General features: G+C 48.7%; 20 protein-coding genes, 4 tRNA genes and 1 pseudogene. 23 read left to right on the forward strand and 2 right to left on the reverse strand.

The window, feature by feature from the left end; genetic code table 11:
* Positions 1–4 precede the first annotated feature (4 nt).
* The 14 genes from A4E54_RS09510 to A4E54_RS09580 all read left to right on the forward strand — a co-directional run bounded on the left by A4E54_RS09510 (position 5) and on the right by A4E54_RS09580 (position 15,511).
* Complete coding sequence (locus A4E54_RS09510; protein WP_286725859.1) at positions 5–961, forward strand: PhoH family protein; 957 nt, start codon at positions 5–7, stop codon at positions 959–961.
* A complete protein-coding gene (locus A4E54_RS09515) occupies positions 961–3,180 on the forward strand; it encodes an HD family phosphohydrolase (RefSeq protein ID WP_286725860.1) in 2,220 nt (739 codons plus the stop codon). Before A4E54_RS09510 ends, A4E54_RS09515 begins: the two co-directional genes overlap by 1 nt.
* On the forward strand, positions 3,122–3,574 hold the full coding sequence (gene ybeY, locus A4E54_RS09520) for an rRNA maturation RNase YbeY (RefSeq protein ID WP_286725862.1): 453 nt from the start codon (positions 3,122–3,124) through the stop codon (positions 3,572–3,574). The genes A4E54_RS09515 and ybeY overlap by 59 nt, the downstream gene beginning before the upstream one ends.
* Before the next feature lie 29 nt (positions 3,575–3,603).
* Positions 3,604–3,960: a diacylglycerol kinase gene (locus A4E54_RS09525; RefSeq protein WP_286725864.1), complete on the forward strand. Its 357-nt coding sequence runs from the start codon at positions 3,604–3,606 to the stop codon at positions 3,958–3,960.
* A gap of 106 nt (positions 3,961–4,066) precedes the next feature.
* Positions 4,067–4,540, forward strand: coding sequence for a cytidine deaminase (gene cdd, locus A4E54_RS09530; RefSeq protein ID WP_286725866.1), 474 nt, complete (start codon positions 4,067–4,069; stop codon positions 4,538–4,540).
* A 405-nt stretch (positions 4,541–4,945) separates the two neighbouring features.
* Positions 4,946–5,851, forward strand: a complete 906-nt coding sequence (gene era / locus A4E54_RS09540) for a GTPase Era (protein ID WP_286725870.1) — start codon at positions 4,946–4,948, stop codon at positions 5,849–5,851.
* 53 nt (positions 5,852–5,904) lie between these two features.
* Positions 5,905–6,669 (forward strand): DNA repair protein RecO, encoded by a 765-nt coding sequence (gene recO, locus A4E54_RS09545; protein ID WP_286725872.1) that lies wholly within the window; start codon positions 5,905–5,907, stop codon positions 6,667–6,669.
* 68 nt (positions 6,670–6,737) lie between these two features.
* A complete protein-coding gene (locus A4E54_RS09550) occupies positions 6,738–7,214 on the forward strand; it encodes a DUF4342 domain-containing protein (RefSeq protein ID WP_286725874.1) in 477 nt (158 codons plus the stop codon).
* Positions 7,215–7,364: 150 nt separating this feature from the next.
* The gene (locus A4E54_RS09555; RefSeq protein WP_286725877.1) at positions 7,365–8,183 is read left to right on the forward strand and encodes a nitroreductase family protein; all 819 of its coding nucleotides are present in this window, start codon (positions 7,365–7,367) and stop codon (positions 8,181–8,183) included.
* A 283-nt stretch (positions 8,184–8,466) separates the two neighbouring features.
* Positions 8,467–9,345 carry a glycine--tRNA ligase subunit alpha gene (glyQ, locus tag A4E54_RS09560; RefSeq protein ID WP_286725879.1) on the forward strand — a complete coding sequence of 293 codons (879 nt, stop codon included), beginning with the start codon at positions 8,467–8,469 and terminating at the stop codon, positions 9,343–9,345.
* Complete coding sequence (gene glyS / locus A4E54_RS09565) at positions 9,346–11,442, forward strand: glycine--tRNA ligase subunit beta (protein ID WP_286725882.1); 2,097 nt, start codon at positions 9,346–9,348, stop codon at positions 11,440–11,442.
* Positions 11,443–11,720: 278 nt separating this feature from the next.
* A complete protein-coding gene (gene ccpN, locus A4E54_RS09570) occupies positions 11,721–12,359 on the forward strand; it encodes a transcriptional regulator CcpN (RefSeq protein ID WP_286725885.1) in 639 nt (212 codons plus the stop codon).
* Between the two features lie 30 nt (positions 12,360–12,389).
* On the forward strand, positions 12,390–13,205 hold the full coding sequence (locus A4E54_RS09575; protein ID WP_502687935.1) for a pyruvate, water dikinase regulatory protein: 816 nt from the start codon (positions 12,390–12,392) through the stop codon (positions 13,203–13,205).
* Positions 13,206–13,759: 554 nt separating this feature from the next.
* Complete coding sequence (locus A4E54_RS09580) at positions 13,760–15,511, forward strand: phosphoenolpyruvate carboxykinase (GTP) (protein ID WP_286725889.1); 1,752 nt, start codon at positions 13,760–13,762, stop codon at positions 15,509–15,511.
* An 85-nt stretch (positions 15,512–15,596) separates the two neighbouring features.
* On the opposite strand, the gene A4E54_RS09585 is transcribed toward A4E54_RS09580, so the two are convergent.
* Positions 15,597–16,334 carry a stalk domain-containing protein gene (locus A4E54_RS09585; RefSeq protein ID WP_286725890.1) on the reverse strand — a complete coding sequence of 246 codons (738 nt, stop codon included), beginning with the start codon at positions 16,332–16,334 and terminating at the stop codon, positions 15,597–15,599.
* Positions 16,335–16,557: 223 nt separating this feature from the next.
* Here A4E54_RS09585 and A4E54_RS09590 point away from each other — a divergent pair.
* From A4E54_RS09590 to A4E54_RS09630, 9 genes and pseudogenes are all read left to right on the forward strand, one after another.
* A pseudogene (locus A4E54_RS09590) lies at positions 16,558–16,761 on the forward strand (putative PEP-binding protein); the annotation flags it as partial.
* A gap of 228 nt (positions 16,762–16,989) precedes the next feature.
* Positions 16,990–17,574, forward strand: a complete 585-nt coding sequence (thpR, locus tag A4E54_RS09595; RefSeq protein WP_286725897.1) for an RNA 2',3'-cyclic phosphodiesterase — start codon at positions 16,990–16,992, stop codon at positions 17,572–17,574.
* Positions 17,575–17,632: 58 nt separating this feature from the next.
* A complete protein-coding gene (locus A4E54_RS09600; protein ID WP_286725898.1) occupies positions 17,633–18,634 on the forward strand; it encodes a deoxyguanosinetriphosphate triphosphohydrolase in 1,002 nt (333 codons plus the stop codon).
* A gap of 196 nt (positions 18,635–18,830) precedes the next feature.
* The gene (gene dnaG / locus A4E54_RS09605) at positions 18,831–20,726 is read left to right on the forward strand and encodes a DNA primase (RefSeq protein ID WP_286725892.1); all 1,896 of its coding nucleotides are present in this window, start codon (positions 18,831–18,833) and stop codon (positions 20,724–20,726) included.
* On the forward strand, positions 20,723–21,811 hold the full coding sequence (rpoD, locus tag A4E54_RS09610) for an RNA polymerase sigma factor RpoD (protein WP_286725901.1): 1,089 nt from the start codon (positions 20,723–20,725) through the stop codon (positions 21,809–21,811). The genes dnaG and rpoD overlap by 4 nt, the downstream gene beginning before the upstream one ends.
* Positions 21,812–21,871: 60 nt before the next feature.
* Positions 21,872–21,946: transfer RNA gene (locus A4E54_RS09615), tRNA-Asn, on the forward strand.
* A 5-nt stretch (positions 21,947–21,951) separates the two neighbouring features.
* Positions 21,952–22,026, forward strand: a tRNA-Ile gene (locus A4E54_RS09620).
* Positions 22,027–22,120: 94 nt separating this feature from the next.
* Positions 22,121–22,196: transfer RNA gene (locus tag A4E54_RS09625), tRNA-Glu, on the forward strand.
* 98 nt (positions 22,197–22,294) lie between these two features.
* Positions 22,295–22,370: transfer RNA gene (locus A4E54_RS09630), tRNA-Val, on the forward strand.
* Positions 22,371–22,693: 323 nt separating this feature from the next.
* Here A4E54_RS09630 and A4E54_RS09635 read toward each other — a convergent pair.
* Positions 22,694–22,973 (reverse strand): SOS response-associated peptidase family protein (locus A4E54_RS09635; RefSeq protein WP_286725894.1); only part of this gene is annotated, 280 nt, incomplete at its 5' end.

The following is a 22,973-nucleotide window of genomic DNA, read 5'->3' on the forward strand; positions in this document are numbered from 1 at the left end:
GATTTTGGCGGAAAACTTTGAAGCTAGGATTGAACTTGATGATATCGGTGAAGCAGCGGAGATATTTGGCAAGCATGACGAACACCTGGTTCAGATTGAAAAGGCACTGGGGGTTCGGATTATAGCACGCGGTCGTCATTTGACAATAACTGGAGAACAAGTAATGGTTGAGCAGGCCAAAAACGTGCTCAATGAATTAAGCAACTTTTACCACGCGGGAAATCACCTGACTGTCCAGGAGGTTGGTTATGCTATCCGGTCTGCCCAAGGCGGCCAAAAAAACGCTCTGGCTGGACTAGCCAGGGACGTAGCCCTGCTAACCGGCCGGGGCAAGCAGATTAAGCCAAAGACAATAGGACAGCAAAAATACATTGAAGCCATCAAAAATAACGATATTGTTTTCGCAGTTGGCCCAGCCGGTACGGGTAAAACTTTTCTGGCGGTGGTGATGGCTATTAAAGCTTTGCGCAACCGTGAACTGGGTCGTCTTGTTTTAACCAGACCGGCGGTGGAAGCCGGTGAGAAGCTGGGATTCTTGCCCGGTGACCTGCAGGATAAAGTTGACCCCTACTTGCGGCCGTTTTACGATGGGCTCTATGACATACTCGGGGTGGAGAACACGCAGAAGTACCTTGAGCGGCGTGTGATTGAAATTGCCCCACTGGCCTACATGCGGGGCAGGACTTTAGAGGACTCGTTTATCATTTTGGATGAGGCGCAGAACACCACCCCGGAGCAGATGAAGATGTTTCTTACCCGCCTGGGTTTTGGTTCCAAGGCGGTAATTACCGGGGATATTACCCAGATCGACTTGCCCAGGGGCCAGGTATCGGGACTGGTTCATGCGATTAAAGTGCTTAAAGAAATAGAAGGGCTTGGTATTCACATGCTGACGGGAGCGGACATTGTGCGCCACCCGCTGGTGGAGAAAATCATCAGGGCTTATGAGAAGGAGCAATAATGCGGCCAAAGAGGGTTGAAGTCATGCCCATATTTAGTATGGCTAAAGATAAAATCAAAGCCGTCCTGTCCAGGTCCTCAAAACAGCGCTGGGTGCGCCGGGGCAGTGCGGCAATTTTGTTTTTGTTTTTGACAACCTTTTTAATGTCGTTTGATTTTGTAAACAACAAGGTTAATTTAACAGTCGGACAGGCCTCACCAAAAACTTTTAAAGCGGAAAATAGTGCCGTCTTTGAAAATGAAGTTCAGACTGAAGCCCAGCGGCAGCTTGCTGCGGATAAGGTCGGTAACATATATGCGATAGACCCGCAGGTTAGTATTTCTGTTCAGAAGGATATTTCCGATTTGTTTCAAAAACTCCGTGAGGTTCAGGGAGACGCAGGGCTGAATATTTCAGAAAAGATAGACAAGTTACGCACGATTATTCCTTTTGCTATGCTTGACTCGGATCTGGACGACCTGGCGCATTCTACTGTCAAGGATTCAGCAGTCCTTGAGACTGAATTAAATAAGCTGATCTCAGACGCCATGGGGGAAGGCGATGGGATACCGGAGGACAAGCTCAAGGAGTTTAAAAAGGCGATCGAAGATGAGATAACCGGGATGCGTCTTTCTAAACACTACGAACATTTCGCCAAAGGTGCCGCCAATTACTATGTTCGCCCGAATGCCATTATTAATAAGGAAAAAACCAGGCAACTGAAGGATGAGGCGTATAACGCTGTTCCCCCGGTCATGGTCTCTGTAAAAGAGGGAGAGAAGATCGTCGGAGAGGGTGAGATACTGACTGAGGAGAACCTGGTTAAATTGCAGGCACTTGATCTGATCCGTACCAAACCGGTTTTAACCTCCATCCTGGGCGTAATGATGCTTTTGGTCCTGCTCATGGTGGTTGTCCTCTTGTATCTTTATCAGCAAAACCGTGAAATCTATGAACACGCTGGGCACCTTTATTTGCTGGGGATCATTGTTCTAATCGTCCTGGGGGTAGGCAAGTTAATTATTGCGATTAATGTTAGCAGCTTGCCTGAATTTAGCGCTCAGTTCGGTTATATGGTGCCAATGGGTGCGGCCGGGATGTTAACCGCCATCCTTTTAGACTCACGGCTGGCTGTGCTAATTGTGGCGGTGATGAGCCTGATGCTCGGAGTCATGACCGGAAGTCAACTCCAGTTCGGTTTAGTTGGCCTGATCGGTGGTATCACTGGGGTTTATAGTGTTTCTAAGTTGAGCCAGCGGGGAGACCTGGTACGCGCTGGTTTTTACACCAGCTTTGCCAATATACTGGCCATATTCTCGGTGGGATTGGTTACTGAAAAACCGTTTGCACTGATAATCTTCTCCAGCCTGGCCTTAGGATTGGCCAGTGGTATCCTTTCCTCAATACTTACCAATGGTGCCCTGCCCTTTCTGGAAAACACTTTCCGCCTTACCTCACCCGTTAAGCTGCTTGAATTGTCCCACCCGAACAATATTTTGCTGAAAAGGTTGTTAACCGAGGCTCCTGGAACTTACCACCACAGCATTATTGTGGGGAACCTGGCCGAGTCGGCCGCTGATGCTGTGGGCGGTGACTCACTGCTGGTCCGGGTGGGCGCTTATTACCACGACATCGGTAAGCTAAAGAGACCCTTTTTCTTCATCGAAAACCAGATGTCAAGTGAAAACCCGCATGATAAAATCGGTCCGTCCCTGAGCACCCTAATTATCACCTCTCACGTAAAAGACGGGGTGGAAATAGCCAGGGAACACAAACTGCCGCAGGGTATAATCGATATCATAGAGCAGCATCATGGTACAAGCATGGTCGGTTATTTCTACCATAAAGCGATGGAGAGCGAACATAGTGAGAGCGTCACTGAAGAAGAATTCCGCTATGAAGGACCAAAGCCGCAAACCAAGGAGGCGGCAATCGTGATGCTTGCCGACTCGGTGGAGGCGGCGATACGCTCTCTGCAGAACCGCACCCTGGCCCGGGCGGAAGGCCTGGTGAGAAAGTTTATTAAAGACAAGCTCAACGACGGCCAGCTGGAAGAGTGCGATTTAACCTTTAAAGAACTTGATATTATAGCAAACGCATTTGTCCGGGTATTGTCAGGAATATTTCACTCGAGGGTGGAATACCCGGATCTGTCTCAAGAAATTGAAAGGAGAAAGAGACGTGCCGGTTTTCGTAAGCAATCAGCAGGAAGAGGTAGCGCTGGACAATCATCTGGCTGATTATTTAGTCCTGGTAGTTCAGGAGGCGCTCAAAGACTGCGGGTACGGGGACGATGCCGAGGTCAGCCTGGTATTAGTCAACGATAGCTACATTAGAGACTTGAACTTACAGTACCGCGGTATAGATAGTCCCACCGATGTGCTCTCTTTTGCCATGCAGGAGGGAGAGGTTCTCCAGGGGGGGGAGGCCATGCTGGGTGACTTGGTTATATCCTTGCCAACAGCCAGGCGGCAAGCCGAGGAATACGGGCACAGCTTCCAACGTGAAGTGGCCTACCTGACCATACATGGTGTTTTGCACTTGCTCGGTTATGATCACCAACAGGAAGATGAACGCCGGATTATGCGCCAAAAGGAAGAAGAACTGCTGGTGCGGTTAAATCTGTTCAGATAGCTGTCACCAGGAGAGGCAGGGGATGTTCCATGGCACTGCGCAAATTTCTAAAAAGTTTTGGTTATGCTGCGGCAGGGGTGGCATACTCCTTACGGACCCAGCGCAATATGCGGGTGCACTTCGCTGCGGCTCTATTGGCGCTCGCTCTGGCACTGTATTTCCAGATAAGTGCGCGTGACCTGGTGCCGGTGTTGTTTGCTGTCACACTGGTGATCATGGCCGAGATGATTAATACGGCCATTGAGGCAGTGGTTGATCTTTATGTGCAAACCGAGCACCCTCTGGCCCGCATTGCCAAAGATGTGGCGGCAGGAGCGGTGCTGGTAGCTGCACTGAACTCAATCGCAGTGGCCATTGTGGTATTTTATCCTTATCTGGCCAGGTAACAAGACCTCTGCAACACGAGGTTAAACCGGTAATGCCGGCCGGGTGGCCAGCAATAGTCATAACTTACTTTAGGATAAATCTGAATGTGAACGGGAGATAGCCGGTATGGATTTTCCAATTGAAAAATTAATTAATGCCGCCGCCGCGGCCCGTGGGAAAGCGTATGCGCCATATTCACACTTTCAAGTGGGAGCTGCCATTTTGACCACGGCAGGCCGTTACTACACCGGCTGCAATGTGGAAAACGCGTCCTATGGCCTGTCCTGCTGCGCAGAGCGGGTAGCACTGTTTAAAGCGGTTTCCAATGGCGAGCACAGCTTTGAGGCGCTGGCCGTCACAGCTGGAACTGAAGACTACTGCGCGCCTTGCGGCGCCTGCCGCCAGGTGCTCGCTGAGTTTAACCCGGCGATGAAGATTTATATGGCTAACGATCGGGGTGAGTACCGGTTGATGACTATTGACGAATTGCTGCCCGCGGCCTTTGTTTTGAAAGAAGCTCCCTCTGCCTGTGCCGGTCATGGGAAAGACCAGGCGGAGAGCAGTGTGATCACTAAAATATTTGAACCGGTGAACCGATAAACTGTTTATCGGGTGGGGGATATAGGTGAGTATATTTGAGGTCCTCATGCTTGTTTGCTTTGGGGCGGCCTGGCCGTTTTCCATTTATAAATCTTATAGAACACGAGAAACCGCCGGCAAGAGCATTTATTTTCTGTGGATTGTTTTTGCCGGATATGTTTCGGGGATTATCCATAAGCTTATTTTTAGTCATGATGCAGTAATTTACTTGTATACCCTGAACGGGGTAATGGTAATAATGGATATTACCTTATACTATCGAAATAAGCGTATCCATGAACAGTTGAGAGGGGTTTAGACGATAATGTGAATGGCCGTTTATATAGTTTTTATATTTATATCCATTACCGTGGAAAAATTTATTGATCCCAGGATTGAGATTTAGACGTCAAGGTAGGTGCTTCAATGCAGAATAACAGCAGTTATCGCTCCGGGTTTGTGGCGCTGGCTGGCAGAACCAATGTGGGTAAGTCCACTCTGTTAAACCAGTTGGTGGGTAAAAAAGTCGCGATCATGTCGGATAAGGCCCAGACCACAAGAAACAAAATCCTTTGCGTGCTGAGCCGGGAAAACTCGCAGATTATTTTCATTGATACCCCGGGCCTGCACAAACCCAAGCATAAACTTGGCGAGCGCCTGGTGCAGATAGCCTTGGGCACTTTGCATGAGGTCGATATCGTTTTGCTTCTGGTGGAGGCAAACCAGCCCCCTGGCCCTGGTGATCACTATCTGATCCGGCAGCTGAGCGGCATGTCCTCGCCGGTTGTACTGGTGATCAACAAGATTGACCTGATCAGGCGGGAAGAACTCTTGCCCCTGATCGAAAGCTATTCCAAGCTTTATCCTTTTGCTGAAATTGTGCCGGTGTCGGCTCTGTCCGGGGAAAACCTCGAGCGTTTGCTGGAGTTGGTGACCAGTCACCTGCAGGCCGGCCCCAAGTACTATCCTGAGGATATGGTCACCGACCGGCCGGAGGAGTTCATTATGGCCGAGCTGATCCGGGAAAAGGTTTTGACATTGACCGGCCAGGAAGTGCCGCACTCGGTTGCCGTAACCATTGAAAGCGTACAGGAGCGGCCGAACGATGTGGTGGCGGTTCAGGCAGTGATTTACACTGAAAAGGAGTCGCAAAAAGGGATCCTGATCGGCAAAGGGGGCCGGATGTTGAAAACTATCGGCCAACTTGCCCGGGAGGACATGGAAAAACTGCTGGGCTCAAAGATTTTTCTCGAGCTCTGGGTGAAGGTCAGGCCGGACTGGCGAAACAGGGAGGCGCAGCTCAAGAACCTGGGGTACGGTGATCAAGTGTAATTGACTGTTTCTAAGGTGCAAAAGTACTTTAGATTGCTCGAACGGAGTACATCATGAACAAACTTTATAAGCTTGAGGCAGTAGTGCTGCGGGCCAGGGACTGTGGCAACGCGGACAAGCTATTGGTTATTTATTCCAGAGAGCAGGGCAAGTTGAAAGTAATGGCCCACGGTGCAGCCAAGCCTGCCAGCCGCAAACGGGGCTCTGTGCAGCTTTTTGCCCAGTCCAGATTTTTGCTCAACCGTGGCCGTGAGCTGGACTCGATCAGCCAGGGCGAAATAATTGAGATGTTTTCCCCGCTTAGGAACGATCTGAAAAAAATAGGTTATGCCAGCTATCTGGTGGAACTGGTTGATGCCCTTACCCCGGAGGGAGAGCCAAATCCAGCTTTTTTTGAACTCATCCTCACTGCCCTGCACCTGCTGGTTTCAGAAGATCCCGAGTTGGTGGCCCGGTCCTTTGAAATCAAAGCGTTTGCTATGCTCGGCTACCGCCCTTCGCTGGAACATTGCACCCACTGCCGCAGTTCCTTGCCGGGACAGCTGTATTTCAGCCCGGCAGCCGGCGGTGTGCTTTGTAAGGATTGCCGGGCGGCCTATCCGGACGCGCGGACCTGCAGCCGGGGTGTGCTGGAGCTCCTCAAGCTGTTCTTGCGTTGGCACCCGGCCAGGCTGCGCCAGCTTAGAATTGACCGCCCTGACCGGGACCGGATTAGACTCCTGATGTATGAGTTTATCCGGTACCACCTGGAGCGGGATTTAAAGTCTGCAGCTTTTTTAAGGTATTTCCCCGCTGGAGATGGAAAGGCCGGTGTATAAAAATAACTGATCTTGGAGTAAATAAAGTATGAATAAGGCCATGGTTTTGATACTAGATGGTGAGGACTTTGGCCAAGAAAGGAACGGTGGAAAAGATGAGTGAACTCGAAAAAATCGATATTATTAGAAACCGGCTGGGCACCGGCTATAAAGAAGCAAAGGCAGCTCTGGACGCGTCCGGAGGGGATGTGGTCCAGGCGCTGATTAGCCTTGAAGAGAAAGCGCATGAGCCAGTCGAACGTTTTCAGGTCAAAGGTAATGACCTCCTGGATCAAATCAAAGGTTTGCTGCAAAAAGGGCAGGGGTACCGGATTAAGGTCAAGCATGGGGAGCGGACGGTTTTTGAAGTTCCCGCCTCAGTGGGTGCACTGGGCTTGGTGGGTGTCCTAGCCAGCAGTCAAATCGCTATCCTTAGCGCCCTGGCCTCAGTTGCGGGCATGGCTAATAACTACACCCTGGAGGTAGATCACTCCGTTAACTTCAGTGAAGGCAAAGGTTTTCAGGAGGACAAGGTAAACAGCCGTAAAGGAGAGCAAGATATTTAATCCTTTTTGTTTATAAAAAATTTAGACAGGACAAAGCACAGCAGCATCCTGCACAAGCATATTGAAGCACCCAGTATAAGAAGACAAGCTCAAAGGCAACGGTTTATGCCCGTTTTATTTTTATGAGTGTTGTGAAAGGAATGGATGTAAATGAGCCTGTTTGCAGTCGATCATCAAAAATGCAAGCATGATGGCATTTGTGCGGCAGTATGTCCTCAGAAGCTAATCGCGATCAATGACCAACTCCCCGCTCCGATCGAGCGGGCAGAAAAACAATGCATCAACTGCGGGCATTGCATGGCAGCTTGCCCTTACGGAGCACTTACCCTTAAAACAATGGTACCGGAGAAATGTATCGAGGTTAACCGGAAGTTGCTGCCCACCGCAGAGCAGGTCAAGCACCTTTTAACCTCAAGGAGGTCGATTCGCGCATACAAAAACCGGTCTGTAGAGCGGGCTGTTTTGGCCGACATAATTGACACTGCCCGCTATGCCCCGACTGGCGTGAACTTGCAACCGGTCAACTGGCTGGTTATTGAAGATAACAGTGAGGTCAAACGCTTAGCAGGTCTGGTGATTGACTGGATGCGGTTTGTAATTAAGGAAGAGCCTGAAAAGGCGAGAAGTTTGGGTATGCAACGGCTGGTTGACGACTGGGATAGCGGAGTAGACCGCATTTGCCGCGGGGCGCCGCATGTTATTGTGGCCCATGCTGCCGAAGCGATTATTAGTGCCCAACAGTCCTGCACCATTGCCCTGACCTATTTGGAGTTGGCTGCCTTTGCAAACGGCCTCGGGGCATGCTGGGCAGGATATTTCAATGCGGCCGCAAATTTCTACCCGCCAATGAAAAATGCTCTGGTCTTGCCTGAAGGCCATCAGTGCTTTGGGGCAATGCTGGTGGGTTACCCACAGTACCAGTATTATCGCATACCCTTGAGAAAAAAAGCCGCAATCACCTGGCGTTAAGGTTTGAAAATATAAATATGTCCGGGTCTGAGATATTACCACCTGGCCTACCGGTATCTGCTCGTTCCAGGAGGAAATGTCTAAATAGTAAAAAGGAGTAAAGCAATTAACTTATTTTACCCGGCATTGACTTTAATCCGGAAATTTGATAAGTTATAACAAAAATAGGCATAAAAAAGTCAATTGCGGCCACACAATTGGAACGCGGGAAATAACTCCCGTCTCTGGTAGAATACCGGGGCCGGGGGTTTTACTTTTGTTAAATGGATAGAGGAGGCAGTCTATGAATTTCCAGGATCTCATCATTACCCTGGACCACTTCTGGTCCCGGCAAAATTGTATTATTCTGCAGCCCTATGATGTGGAAAAAGGCGCCGGCACAATGAACCCGGCTACCTTTCTAAGAGCGCTGGGGCCGGAGCCATGGCGGGTGGCCTACGTGGAGCCCTCCCGCAGGCCCACCGACGGGCGCTATGGTGAAAACCCAAACCGTCTGCAGCATTATTACCAGTACCAGGTTATTTTAAAGCCATCCCCGGACGATGTGCAGGAATTGTATCTTGACAGCCTGAAGGCCATCGGCATTGACCCGGACAAGCATGATATACGTTTTGTGGAGGACAACTGGGAGTCCCCCACTCTTGGCGCCTGGGGGCTGGGCTGGGAAGTCTGGCTCGACGGCATGGAGATTACTCAATTTACCTATTTTCAACAGTGCGGCGGCATTGACTGCCGGCCGGTTTGCGCTGAAATAACCTACGGCCTGGAGCGGCTGGCAACGTTTATTCAGGGGGTGGACAGTGTTTTTGATATCACCTGGGTAGACGGCATCAGCTACCGTGACGTGCACCACCGGGGGGAAGTTGAGCATTCCCACTATAATTTTGAGCTGGCCGACACGGACATGCTGTTTAAGCTGTTTGATCTTTATGAGCAGGAGGCTTTAAGGGTGGTTGAGCAGGGTTTTGTGCTGCCTGCTTATGATCAAGTGCTGAAATGTTCCCACACTTTTAACCTGTTGGACGCCCGGGGCGCCATCAGCGTGACTGAGCGGACCGGGTTTGTCGCGCGGGTGCGGAACTTGGCCCGCGCGTGTGCCCAGGCTTACGTGGAACAGCGTGAAGCAATGGGCTACCCGCTGCTGAAGAAGGGGGCGGAATAAATGGCTGGCAATAGCAGTGATTTTTTATTGGAAATCGGAGTAGAAGAGATGCCCGCGCGATTTTTAGACCCGGCCCTGGCCGAGTTGAAAGATTTGGCCGCGGCGGCTCTCAAAGAACAGCGGCTGGAATTTATCAAAGTTGAGACTTATGGCACACCACGGCGCCTAACCCTGTTTGTGGAGGGGCTGGCTGAAAGCCAGGCGCCTTTGGAGACAGAGGCAAAAGGGCCGGCCGTTAAGGTGGCCTATAACCCGGACGGGACACCCACCAAGGCAGCTGAGGGCTTTGCCCGAGGTCAAGGAGTGCCTGTGGCTAGCCTGGTTCAGAAAACAGTCGGGAAGGTTGATTACGTATTTGCGGTCAAGCGGGAGGCAGGCAGACAGGCTGTGGAGGTGCTGCCGCTTTTAGCGCCTGCCCTGATTGCCGGGCTCCATTTTCCAAAGCCCATGCGCTGGGGTGATTTGGAAATCCGGTTTGCCCGGCCGATTCGCTGGATTGTAGCGCTGTTTGGCAGCGATATAGTGCCCTTTGAGTTTGCCGGCCATCAAGCGGGTCGGGCCACTGCCGGACACCGCTTTTTAAGCAAAGGACCGATTGAAGTTTCCTCCCCAGCGGAATACTTTGAAAAAATGCGCCAGTCCTTTGTCATGGTTGACCCGCGGGAACGCCGGGAGACCATTTGGCGCCAGGTACAGGAACTGGCCGCTTCGGCAGGCGGAAAGATAGAGCAGGATGAAGACCTGCTCAATGAAGTAAACAACCTGTTGGAATACCCGACTGCCCTAATGGGTGACTTCAGCCCGCAATACTTAAATTTGCCCAAAGAGGTGCTGGTGACCGAGATGCGGGAGCACCAGCGCTATTTTCCGGTGACCAGCGCCGGGGGTGGCCTGTTGCCCAAATTTATTGCCGTCAGAAACGGTGGGGCGGAGTATATTGAGATTGTCATGGCCGGCAACGAAAAGGTGCTGCGGGCGCGTCTAGCTGATGCAGACTTTTTCTTCAAGGAGGATCTAAAGGCACCCTTGGTGGAAAAGGTGCCGGCTCTCAAAAAAATTGTGTTTCAGGAAAGCCTTGGCAGTATTTATGACAAGGTTGTCCGGGTCAGTGAATTGACGGAATATCTGGCCGGGGTGCTGGGTGCAGACGAGCAGGAGAAAAAATGTGCCCTGCGGGCAGCCTACCTGGCCAAAGCCGATTTGGTTACCAACATGGTGTATGAGTTTCCCGAGCTGCAGGGCGTTATGGGCCGGGAGTATGCTGAGCGGTCCGGGGAAGGACCTGGTGTGGCTACAGCAATATATGAACATTACCTGCCCCGCTTTGCCAGTGACGACCTACCCGGTACTATCGCCGGTAGAATGTTGAGCATTGCGGATAAAATGGATAATATTGTCGGGTGTTTTGCCATCGGCATTCAGCCGAGCGGCTCTCAAGACCCATATGCCTTAAGACGGCAGGCCCTGGGCATCAGCCATATCCTGTTGGCCGGGGGTATTAAGCTGTCACTAGAGAAAACGGTGGAAAAAGCCTACCGGTGTTATGAAGGTAAAGTTAGTCTTAAGCTTAGTCTTGGAGAAGTAACGAAGGATGTCGCCGAGTTTTTTAAACACCGGCTTAAGGGCATTCTGGAAGATCGTGGTTTTCACTACGATACTGTGGAAGCGGTCCTTGCCTCGGGTTGCGACGATTTCAGCGATGCCTTCAAAAGGGTGCAGGCGCTGGCTGATTTCCGGAGTGATCCAGCCTTTGACAATCTGTTGACCGCTTTTATCCGCGCGAACAACCTCTCCAAGAAAACAGTAAATATACACATTGATCCGGAGCGTCTGGTGGACCCTTCGGAGAAGATACTTTTTGAATCCCTTGACAGTGTACGGGGAAAGGTGGAAAAGTATCAGGCTGACCAGGACTACCGCTCCCAATTAGCAGCAATTGCTGCCTTGCAGGAACCGCTGGACCGGTTCTTTAATTCGGTTATGGTGATGGTGGATGATCAGCCGGTGCGTGAAAACCGCCTGGCCCTCCTGCTTAACCTGGCGGCACTGGTTAAGCAAGTGGCTGACTTGAGTAAAATAGTTGTTGATGCAAAATAATATTTCACGGCCCGCCGGGTGGACCTGAATGGCATTTCCGGCCGCCCGGCGTCAAAAAGGCCCAATACCCTAAGATATTCGGTTAATTTATTGGTCTGAGATCGTACCGCTGCCTATATTTTTATGATGACCGCTGATCTCGATTAGGAAATCGAAATAATTGATTTGAACTGATCACCGGTTGCGGGGAGGTTGTATTGCCCGTTGCCATGGTATATATTTAATATAAGTTAATTAGTTTATAAAATTTATTAGTGCTCTCTTAAGGGGCGATGGTTTTGGAGCTAACCGGCCGACAAAATGCCATTTTAGAAATCGTTAAAAGTATGGGGCCAATAACCGGCGAGCAAATTGCAGAAAAATTATCTTTGACCAGGGCGACCTTACGGCCTGACCTGGCCATTTTAACTATGTCCGGGCTGCTTGAGGCCCGGCCGAGAGTAGGGTATTTCCACAGCGGCAAGTATCCCCAGCAAATTGTAGCAAAAAAAGTGCACAGTATAATGGTGGCCGATATCAAATCAGTTCCGATTGTGGTGTCAGAAAAATGTTCGGTTTATGATGCGGTGGTCACTATGTTTATAGAGGATGTTGGTACCCTGTTCGTCGTCAAAGAAGGAGGGCTCTTAGAGGGTGTCATCTCCCGTAAGGATTTGCTCAAGACCACACTTGGCGGGCAGGATATTCAGAAACTGCCGGTGGGGGTGGTAATGACCCGCATGCCCAATGTTTTGTTTACTCAACCGGAGGAGTCAGTTTGGTCGGCAGCCTGGAAGTTAATTACCCATGAAGTTGATGCCCTGCCGGTTGTACGCAAGGTCACACTGCCGGATGGCAGTGATGACTATGAGGTGGTTGGGCGCTTAAGTAAGACTAATATCACCCGGCTATTTGTGGAATTAGGTGAAGGAAACTAAGGAGGAGTTGTTATTTCCACCGATAATGGTCTGAAACCGGTTATTTATATTATTTCCGACTCGGTTGGTGATACTGCTGAGTTGGTAGTCCGTGCTGCTGCCAGCCAGTTTAACCAGGAGGCAGTTGAAATTCGTCTGGCGCCTTATGTCAACGATCCCGGAGAAATACCGGAGATAGTAGAGGAAGCCTGCAACTTCAACAGCCTGATCGCCTATACTCTAGTAATTCCGGGTTTGCGGGAAAAACTAGTTATAGAAGCAAAAAAGCACGGTATTCCAGCCCTGGATCTGATGACCCCTATGATCGAAGCAATAGCCTCGGTAATCGAGCAAAGCCCGAAATGGGAGCCTGGGCTGGTGCGAAAAACTGATGAAGAGTACTTCCGCAAGGTTGATGCTATTGAATTTGCCGTAAAATGTGATGATGGGAAAGACGCACGGGGCATTACTATGGCAGATCTGGTGATCATCGGTGTGTCCCGGACTTCCAAGACGCCATTATGCATGTACCTGGCCCACAAAAGGATTAAGGCGGCCAACCTTCCCCTGGTTCCCGAGGTATCACCGCCCGAAGAGATCTTCCGGCTGCCGCATCATAAGTTGATCGGGTTGAGAATTCATCCTCAACAATTAATGGAGATCAGGCGGGAGCGTTTAAAAACCCTTGGCATCACTGCTAATGCCGGCTATATCAGCATGGAGCGGATAAATGAGGAGTTGTCATACGCCGAGGACATTATGAACAGGACTGGTTGCGCGGTTATAGATATAACTAACAAAGCGGTTGAAGAAACCGCCAACAAAGTGCTGGAAATATACTTCAAAGGGGCAAGGCCAGGCTTGTAAAAACGATGCGTTTCTTAAATGGTGTGCGTCACCCTATACATAGCAATACCGAATAGGACGGAAAGCTCTGAAATACAAAAGAATGAAAGCAGGAAAGAAGAACTTTCCAGAGGGCAGCAGCGCTGGTGAAAATTTTCGCAGCATGATGTCTTTTTGTGCATCCCAAAAGATAGACCTATTTTCCGGTACTTGAGTCAGGCCTCCGGTAGCCATGCGATAAACATGTCATTGTCAGGCGCCAACTAAGCGGTCGCAATTTTATTTGCAGGGTCGGACGTGTATCCGCCAAATTATATTTTAATTCCCCTCAATAATTTTTCAGTTAGCCACCTCTTACAAAACCTCACGTAAGTATTTTCACTTAAAACAAAAAATCCCTAAAAAAATGTTGTGAAATTTTCTGTTTGATGGGAAGGATAATATAGGTAGCAATGACGAATTTATATAACATATGAGTAAAAATGCTTTGTTATTTTTTTTTATAGAGGGTGTAACCTAGAACAAAGAATTGTTTTAAGTTGAATGATGCAATTTTAATCGGAAAGGGGATTCCTATGTATAGTAACAAGGCCGTTGCACAATGGGTTGAAGAAATGGCCAAGCTCACTAAGCCGGATAAGATAGTCTGGCTCGATGGTTCTGATGAGGAAAGAATAAGGTTGACTGAAGAAGCGGTCAGTACCGGAGAAATAAAGTATCTTAATCAGGAAAAGTATCCGGGCTGTTTATACCACCGGACAGCAAAAAATGACGTGGCCAGGGTTGAGCACCTCACTTTTATTTGTTCAAGAAAAGAAGAAGATGCAGGTCCCACCAATAACTGGATGGTGCCTGCGGAAGCATATGAAAGAGCAGGCAAGATTTTTGACGGATCGATGCGGGGCCGGACGATGTATGTTATTCCCTACATTATGGGGGTAAAAGGTTCACCCTTCAGCAAGGTAGGCATTGAGTTAACGGACAGCATCTATGTTGTTTTAAATATGCGTATTATGACCACTATGGGCAAAGAAGCAATGGAACAGCTGGGGGACTCCGATTACTTCGTTAAAGGTCTCCACTCAAAAGCGGATTTGAACGTAGATAGACGTTACATCATGCACTTTCCTGAGGACTATACCATCTGGAGTGTGGGTTCTGGTTACGGTGGAAATGTTTTGTTGGGCAAAAAGTGTTTTTCACTGCGTATAGCCAGCCATATGGCCAGGGAAGAGGGCTGGCTGGCCGAGCATATGCTGATCCTGGGCATTGAAGATCCACAGGGGAAAGTATCCTATGTTGCCGCTGCTTTCCCCAGCGCCTGCGGCAAAACCAACCTGGCAATGTTGATCCCGCCCCTAGCCTTAAAAGGTTACAAAGCATGGACGGTTGGCGATGATATTGCGTGGATGAGGATTGGTGAAGACGGCCGCCTGTGGGCAATTAACCCGGAGGCGGGCTTTTTCGGAGTTGTTCCCGGCACCAATAGCAAAACTAACCCTAACGCGCTAATCGCGGCTTCGAAAAATACCATTTACACGAATGTGCTCGAGGGGCCGGACGGAACTATCTGGTGGGAAGGGCTGGATCAGGATCCGCCGGCACAAGGTATAGACTGGAAAGGCGACCCCTGGACACCTGAAAGCGGCACACCAGGCGCCCATCCGAATTCACGTTTTACTGCTCCAGCGGAACAGTGCCCATCAATTTCACCGGAGTGGCGTAATCCCAAGGGAGTGCCTATCTCAGCCTTGATCTTCGGCGGGCGGCGGGCTAGAGTGGCCCCACTGGTGTACCAGTCCTTCAACTGGCAGCACGGGGTGTTTGTAGGCGCTACGATGGCTTCCGAAACAACTGCTGCCGCAACGGGCGAGGTGGGTGTAGTGCGCCGTGACCCAATGGCCATGCTTCCCTTCTGCGGTTACCATATGGGTGACTACTGGCAGCACTGGCTGGACATGGGCAAAAAGATCCCCAATCCACCGAAGATTTTCCATGTGAACTGGTTCCGCACAGACGAAAATGGCAAATTCCTGTGGCCAGGTTTTGGTGAAAACTTGCGGGTACTGAATTGGATCATCTCCCGCTGTGAGGGCAATGGTGAGGCTACTGAGAGCCCGATCGGCTATATTCCAAAGGCGGATGCCCTTAACCTGGAGGGGCTGGATTTACCGGCTGGTACAATAGAGTCTCTACTTGATGTTGATCGGGAAGTCTGGAAAGACGAGTTGGCCGGGCAGTTGCCCTTCTTTGAGAAATTCGGAGATAAATTACCAAAAGAAATAAAGGACGAGCATCAGGCTACTTTAGATCGCCTGAATCGTTAAAAAATTAATAGCTAAATTGTTATGCAGCGAACCCCGGTTTTTGATGAGCCGGGGTTCGCTGTCTTCCTTTAAGTCGTTATGCTGATTAATAGTATATTTTAATAACATCTTCATCCTGTACAACTTTGCAGCCAAAAAAATCGCTAACCACCTTTAATGGAATCAGCACTCGATTGCCCATTATTGGAGGTGAAATCTCGAGCTTAACGGCTGCACCATTAATGTAACATATATTGTTTCCTACTATAAGCTCCATAACCTGGTTATCTTTGGTTGCCACCACCTTTTGTTCTGCAGGCACCCAGTCTACCTTTGCCCCCAGTGCTTCAAAAATTGCCCTCAGGGGAACAAGTGTAAGATCATCTGCAATTACCGGCGGCGTATCAAAGTCCAGCAAGTTTTGCTCAAGAAGAATTTGTATTTTGGGAACCACAATTATTTCCAAAATGTAGGTTTTTAATGGCATTACAGATTCCCAAGGCCTGCTGTACCAAAGGGTGATTGATGTTTCCCCGGTGTTTTTTGCCAAATAAGTCCAGTTTTCTTTTCCCCCGGCGCCAACCACAGGCGGCCCTTCAATAACTTGTATCTCCTGATAAAAGTGCCCCGTTTCTTCGAGCAGGCTGGCGTCCGGCTTTGATTGGTATTGCCACGAATAGCCGGTGGACGGATTGCTGTCAAGCGATAAATTCAATGATTGTCCCTCTTGAAGGCACCATGCTTCCCCGTTATTAATTTCACTAACATTAATCTGGCTGGCATTAGCGCTGGCAGTGGCGGTTAAACAAAATATTAGCAGAAAAGATAACAAATGTTTGTTCATACGAACACTCCTTTTTATTTTTTGACGTAAATTGGTTTGTATTGGTTCATTATATATTAAAAATATTGAGAACTTAATCGATTAGTTTCTTATTCAGACATAGTATGGGAACAAATCCAGCGGAAGTAATGGATGAATATAAAGTTGTTAAGGCAGATTAAATAATAAATGATCTTTTGAAAAATGTGATCAGGAGGTGAAAGCTATGGCGATCCGGAAATAGGGTGTGGGAAAAATAATGAAAATAGCGGTAGAGTTGGGTCGTGCAGTTAAACCCGGTTTGCTGATTGGTGTCTGCGGGGAACATGGTGGTGAGTCGGAATCTATTGAATTCTACCATTTAGTCGGCTTAAACTTTGTGAGCTGCTCACCCTTCCGGGTGCCCGTAGCCCGTCTGGCGGCAGCCCAGGCCAGGCTAAAAAACAAAGTGGATGAAAAACATGGTTTCGGGTATTTGAAGGTGGCGGTCTACAATCAAATCAATCTAAAACAGGGGGGCTGCCAAATGGCCTCCCTAATTATTATTGAAGATCTTGATCATTCGAAAAAATTAATAGCGACGAAATTTCTTGTTACTCAGAGCAGGATATTATAGGTAGCGATGACGAATAACTTACCTCCGGAAGATATAATGAGGTGATTGCTGTTGCGGAAGATGAGATTATTTGTGGCGGTTAATTTTCCAGATCAAGTCAAGGCGAAGCTGGGACTTATCGTAAAAGAACTACGCCGGCTTCCGTCCGACATAAAGTGGGTGGATGAGCAGAACGTTCATCTTACTGTCCAGTTTCTTGGAAATGTCCCGGAGACTCTGGTTTCCGCAATTATTGATAACTTAAACTGCTCAGTTGCCGGTATAGCTCCCTTTAAACTAAATTTGGGCGGGGTTGGAGTGTTTCAATCTGTGGAGAGGCCCCGGGTGCTATGGATGGGCATTTCAGGGGATACTGCCGCGCTGGCCAGGCTGCATGCTCAAGTACAAAAAGGGCTCGGGCAGCTTGGTTTTGAACCGGAGAGGCGCCGGTTTTCCCCTCATCTTACTTTAGGTCGAGTACGGTCAAGCCTTGGCTTTTCAGCTATTATTGAAAGGGCAAAGAAACTGGTGGCCAAAGAGGGTGAACTGGGCCTGATCAATGTTGCTTCAATTGAATTGATGCTCAGTGAATTAAGCTCACGCGGTCCCAAGTATACTGTTCTGTCCAGAATTCCACCGGTGGGTTCAACCCTGTTAAATGATTGAGCCGGTTATTACATAGAGAATAAATTTAACTCTTGAAACAGTAAGTTAGAGGTGGATGATGGATATCCGACTGCGCGCCGAAGAAGTTGAGCGAAGGATGCTTGTTTCCTGTGCCGCCTTGAGCAGTTCTACCCGGGGCAGGGTTGTTGAAGAAGAGGAATGTGTTGTTCGTACGGCTTATCAACGTGACCGGGACCGGATCATTCATTCCAAAAGCTTTCGCCGGCTTAAGCATAAGACCCAGGTTTTTATTAGTCCAGAAGGTGACCATTACCGGACCAGACTTACCCATACCCTGGAGGTGGCCCAAATTGCCCGTACAGTAGCACGTGCGCTCAGGCTAAATGAGGACCTTGCCGAAGCGATTGCACTGGGTCATGATCTAGGGCATACTCCTTTTGGCCATGCCGGTGAAGCAGCCCTGAACAGGTTAATTGAGCCTGGTTTCAGACATAATGAGCAAAGCCTGCGCGTTGTTGACCTGCTGGAGGGAGGCCAGGGGCTTAATTTGACCTGGGAGGTCCGGGACGGCATTTTAAACCATACCGGACCAGTAAGACCGGCCACTTTAGAAGGCCAGATCGTAAAAATCGCCGACCGCGTCGCGTACATTAATCATGATATAGACGATGCTATCCGGGGAGGTGTCCTCACCCTGGCCCACCTCCCCGGGGAAAGCGTTGAAATCCTGGGAAGCAAACACCGTGAGCGGATCAATAATATGGTGCTGGACTTGATCCAAACAAATTATAACGAGTCAAAAATGATCCGGATGAGCCCCCCAGTCCAGGCCGCCACAGACCAGCTGCGAGGATTTCTGTTCCAACATGTTTATTTAGGCGCACGTGCCAGGCGCGAAGAAACCAGAGCGCATCATATTATTGAGCATCTATTTTATAAATTCCAGGAATGTCCGGAAAATTTGCCCGGTGAATACCTTGAGCGGGCCAAAACAGATGGTACGCAGCGCGCCGCCTGTGATTATATTGCGGGAATGACAGACCGGTTTGCAATCAGGACCTACCAGAAACACTTTTTGCCGGTGTCCTGGGTGGAATGAGCTGTGGTTAAGTGTTACATATTCTGGTAATAATATTTGAAGCGTAATAATCTAAAATATTGTCGTCTGTCTGGCAGGGGAATTGCAAGTTTTAGCGAATATTTTTTTAACAAAAGTAATTATTAGTCGTAATTTTACTAACCGTTGGAAAAGCTCATAAATTTGTTTCACATTGGTTATATTGAAGGTGGTCAGGGTGGGCTATATTTCTGATGAATTAATTGAAACAGTCCGCCTGCAATCAGATATTGTTGAGGTGGTTTCCCGGTACGTTCAGCTTAAGAAAAAGGGCAAATATTTCACCGGCTCGTGTCCTTTTCACCAGGACAGCACACCTTCGTTTACTGTAACGCCGGACAAGCAGATTTTTCACTGTTTTGGCTGTAATACCGGCGGGAATGTCTTTAAATTTTTGATGCTTAAGGAAAACCTTACTTTTGTTGAAGCTGTGAGCCAACTGGCGCAGCAGGCCGGAATTGCCATCCCGGTTAACGAAAGCCCTCATGAGCGTGAAAAGGAGCACCGGTGGAGCCGGTTAAGGCAAATCAACAGCCTGGCCATGGATTATTTTTTTAATATCTGCCAGCGCCATGATGCAGCTGCCGGGGCCAGAAAATATTTAACTGGTCGCGGGTTATCCAGGGAAATTTTAGAACGTTTTCAGGTGGGCTACGCCCTGCCGGGCTGGGATTCTTTGCTGTCACATCTAAAGGGGAAAGGTTACCAGTCTCAAGAAGTGGCTGAAGCCGGGCTGGCTATTAAAACGGAAAAAGGAAAATATTATGACCGCTTTCGCCAGCGCATAATTTTGCCTGTTTGGGACGCTGCCGGCCGGGTGGTCGGGTTTGGCGGGCGAGTTCTTGATCAATCCCTTCCAAAATATATTAATACCCCTGAAACCGCGCTATTTAACAAAGGCCGTCTGCTCTACGGACTTCATCAGGCCAGAAGCGCAATTAGGGAAAAGGGCTATGTTATTATCATGGAAGGATATATGGATGTAATCACTGCCCACCATTATGGCATCACTAATGCGGTGGCATCACTCGGCACCAGCCTGACCAGAGACCAGGGCAAGCTGATGATGAATTACAACAGAAATATTGTACTCGCTTATGACGCTGACGCGGCAGGTGTCGCCGCTACCATGCGGAGCTTAGACCTGCTGCAGGAACTTGGTTGCCTGGTCCGGGTTGTAAAAATACCCGACGGAAAAGACCCTGACGAATTTTTACGAAAGCATGGTTATCAGCCCTGGGAAAATTTAATAGACCAGGCGCCTTCATTAATTGAATATAAATTACAGCAAGCATTTAATAATAGACCGGTTAAAACTGTGTCTGATAAATTGGAAATTATGCATCAGGTGTTTCCCAGCGTGGCCGGACTGAAAAGTGAAGTGGAAGTGGAAGAGAGCCTGAAAGCAATCACCCGGTTCCTAAATTCAAGTCCGGAAGCAGTTAGAGGTGAATTTAAAAGATTTAAGGCAATTAAGGGAAAAAAATGGTCAAATACGGATGATATTGTTAAAATTAAGCATAATAGAATAAATGATACTAAGAAAGCGAGCGCACGAGAAAAAGCAGAGGCAGGCCTTTTACGCCTGATTCTGGAGGAACCGTCCTTAGTTGCTATTGTCATGGAAAAACTAGGCCCCGTGCCTTTCAGCATAAATAGCTATTATAAATTATTGCAAAAAGTTCAAGAAGCTTTTAATAGACCTGTTTACCAGCCAGCAGAACTTTTTAACTATCTTGGGGATGATGAGCAAACTTTGTTAAGCTACTTGTTAACCCGCGAAATTCCCGGGGAAGACCGGGTCCAAATGATTAACAGCTACGTGGAGTTCATCAGTCGCTGCAACCGGCAGGAACGCAGAAGAATGCTTTTGCAGAAAATAAACGAAGCGGAAAAATCCGGCGAGCATTGGCTATATCATAACTTATGGAATGAATATATTCTTTTGCGGGGAATTGCTGAGGCTGAACGACTGGGTGATCGAGAGCGTACCGCAAGCTTGTTGCAGGAATATCAACAATATTTAAAGAAAGATACATGGAAGCACCCTAGAGAGGGGAGTGACGGCAGCTGAGGGACGAAATCAAAATAGAGTGTGTTAAGGAACTTATTGAAAGAGGCCGGAAAAGCGGAGTTCTGACTTACAACGAGATTATGGACAGCCTCCAGGGGACGGATATTACCCCTGAGCAAATTGATGATTTTTACGAAAAACTAGCCAGCATGGGTGTGGAGATAGTCCCGGAGGTACCTGAAGAACAGCTTGAAAGCGCAGCAATTGAAGTAGCTGCCGAAGAGACAGAAGTAGATCTATCCATCCCTGAAGGCGTTGGTATTGATGACCCCGTACGCATGTACCTTAAAGAAATCGGCCGCGTTCCACTCCTTACCTCTGAAGAGGAAGTAGATTTGGCCAAGCGCATGGAAAATGGCGATGAAGAGGCGAAAAGAAGGCTGGCAGAAGCCAATCTACGGCTTGTGGTCAGCATCGCCAAACGTTATGTGGGCAGGGGGATGCTGTTTCTGGACTTGATTCAGGAGGGCAACCTCGGGTTGATCAAAGCGGTAGAAAAATTTGACTACCGTAAAGGGTATAAATTCAGCACTTATGCCACCTGGTGGATCCGCCAGGCGATCACCAGGGCGATAGCGGATCAAGCTAGGACGATCCGGATCCCGGTGCATATGGTGGAAACCATCAATAAGCTGATTCGGGTTTCCAGACAGCTTCTGCAAGAGCTGGGCCGGGAACCAAGCCCCGAGGAAATCGCCAAAGAGATGAATATTTCCGAGGATAAAGTCCGGGAAATAATTAAAATTGCCCAGGAGCCGGTGTCCCTGGAAACTCCCATTGGTGAGGAGGAAGACTCCCACCTGGGTGATTTCATTGAGGATCATGAAGCCAGGGCTCCAGCCGAAGAGGCGTCCTTCACTCTTTTGCGCGAGCAGCTTGATGAGGTATTGAAAACTTTAACTGACCGCGAGCAGAGGGTATTAAGGCTGCGCTTCGGTCTGGACGACGGCCGGGCGCGGACGCTGGAAGAAGTTGGACAGAAGTTTGGTGTTACCAGGGAGCGGATCAGGCAAATTGAAGCCAAAACCCTCCGGAAACTGCGACATCCCAGCCGCAGTAAAAAGCTAAAGGATTACTTAGAATAAATTCATAATAAAAAAGTTGACGAAAAGTACAAATTACTTTATAATAATAACTACCGATGTTCCTCGATAGCTCAACGGTAGAGCAACCGGCTGTTAACCGGTAGGTTGTAGGTTCGAATCCTACTCGGGGAGCCATTTTTGGGCCCATAGCTCAACGGTAGAGCATCCGGCTCATAACCGGCTGGTTCCAGGTTCGAATCCTGGTGGGCCCACCATGAGGCGCAAATAAGTCAGCTCATAAAGAATGGTCAACATAGCGCAACACAATGAATTACACAATGACTTATGCGCGAGACTGATGACCGAATCGGCCCCTTGGTCAAGCGGTCTAAGACACCGCCCTTTCACGGCGGTAACATGGGTTCGAATCCCGTAGGGGTCACCAAATACGGGCGATTAGCTCAGCTGGGAGAGCGCCTGCCTTACAAGCAGGATGTTGGCGGAACGAGCCACCCCAAACATGTACTAATTGCATTAAATAATGGGAGCATAGCTCAGCTGGGAGAGCACCTGCCTTACAAGCAGGGGGTCAGCGGTTCGAACCCGTTTGCTCCCACCACTAAAAAGAACAATGTTGCACCGGAATCATGTTCCGGTGCAACATTGTTTTTGATGCCGAAAAAATCAACCTCAACATGCTCCCGATACACATTTATTTTCCTGATAACTTGCCGGAGAGACATATGTTTTTCTTTCTCATTGAATATGCTCCATGTGTCACGTAATGCCCTAATTCCAGATAAAACAAAGTTAACTTCTTCAAATCTTCTGCCTGGTTTATTTTTGATATTTCCTCAAGGTATTCCGTGTTTATTCTAATAAACTTGTTCGGAATAACCAAAATATGGCTGCGTTGTTAATGTGAAGGCCTATAACTGAAAACTACCTTATTTCATCAATAACAGACGGATTATCAAACTTGGGTGAATTTACAAGGTTGGAAACCCTGTAAGATACTATTGGACCGCGGTAGGGATGCAGCAGTTTTTTCAGACTGCTGGGTTCATCTGATTCCAGCCAAGTTCTGTAATCGCTTTCTTTGGATAGTATAACAGGCATTCGGTCATGAATTTCCCGTATAAAGTCATTCGCCCGGGTAGTGATGATACTGCACGAATGGACATCATTACCTTCCGGGGAACTCCACTGGCCCAGATGCCCG

The organism is Pelotomaculum sp. PtaB.Bin117, assembly GCF_002067195.1.
GTDB classification, from domain to species: Bacteria; Bacillota; Desulfotomaculia; order Desulfotomaculales; family Pelotomaculaceae; genus Pelotomaculum_D; species Pelotomaculum_D terephthalicicum.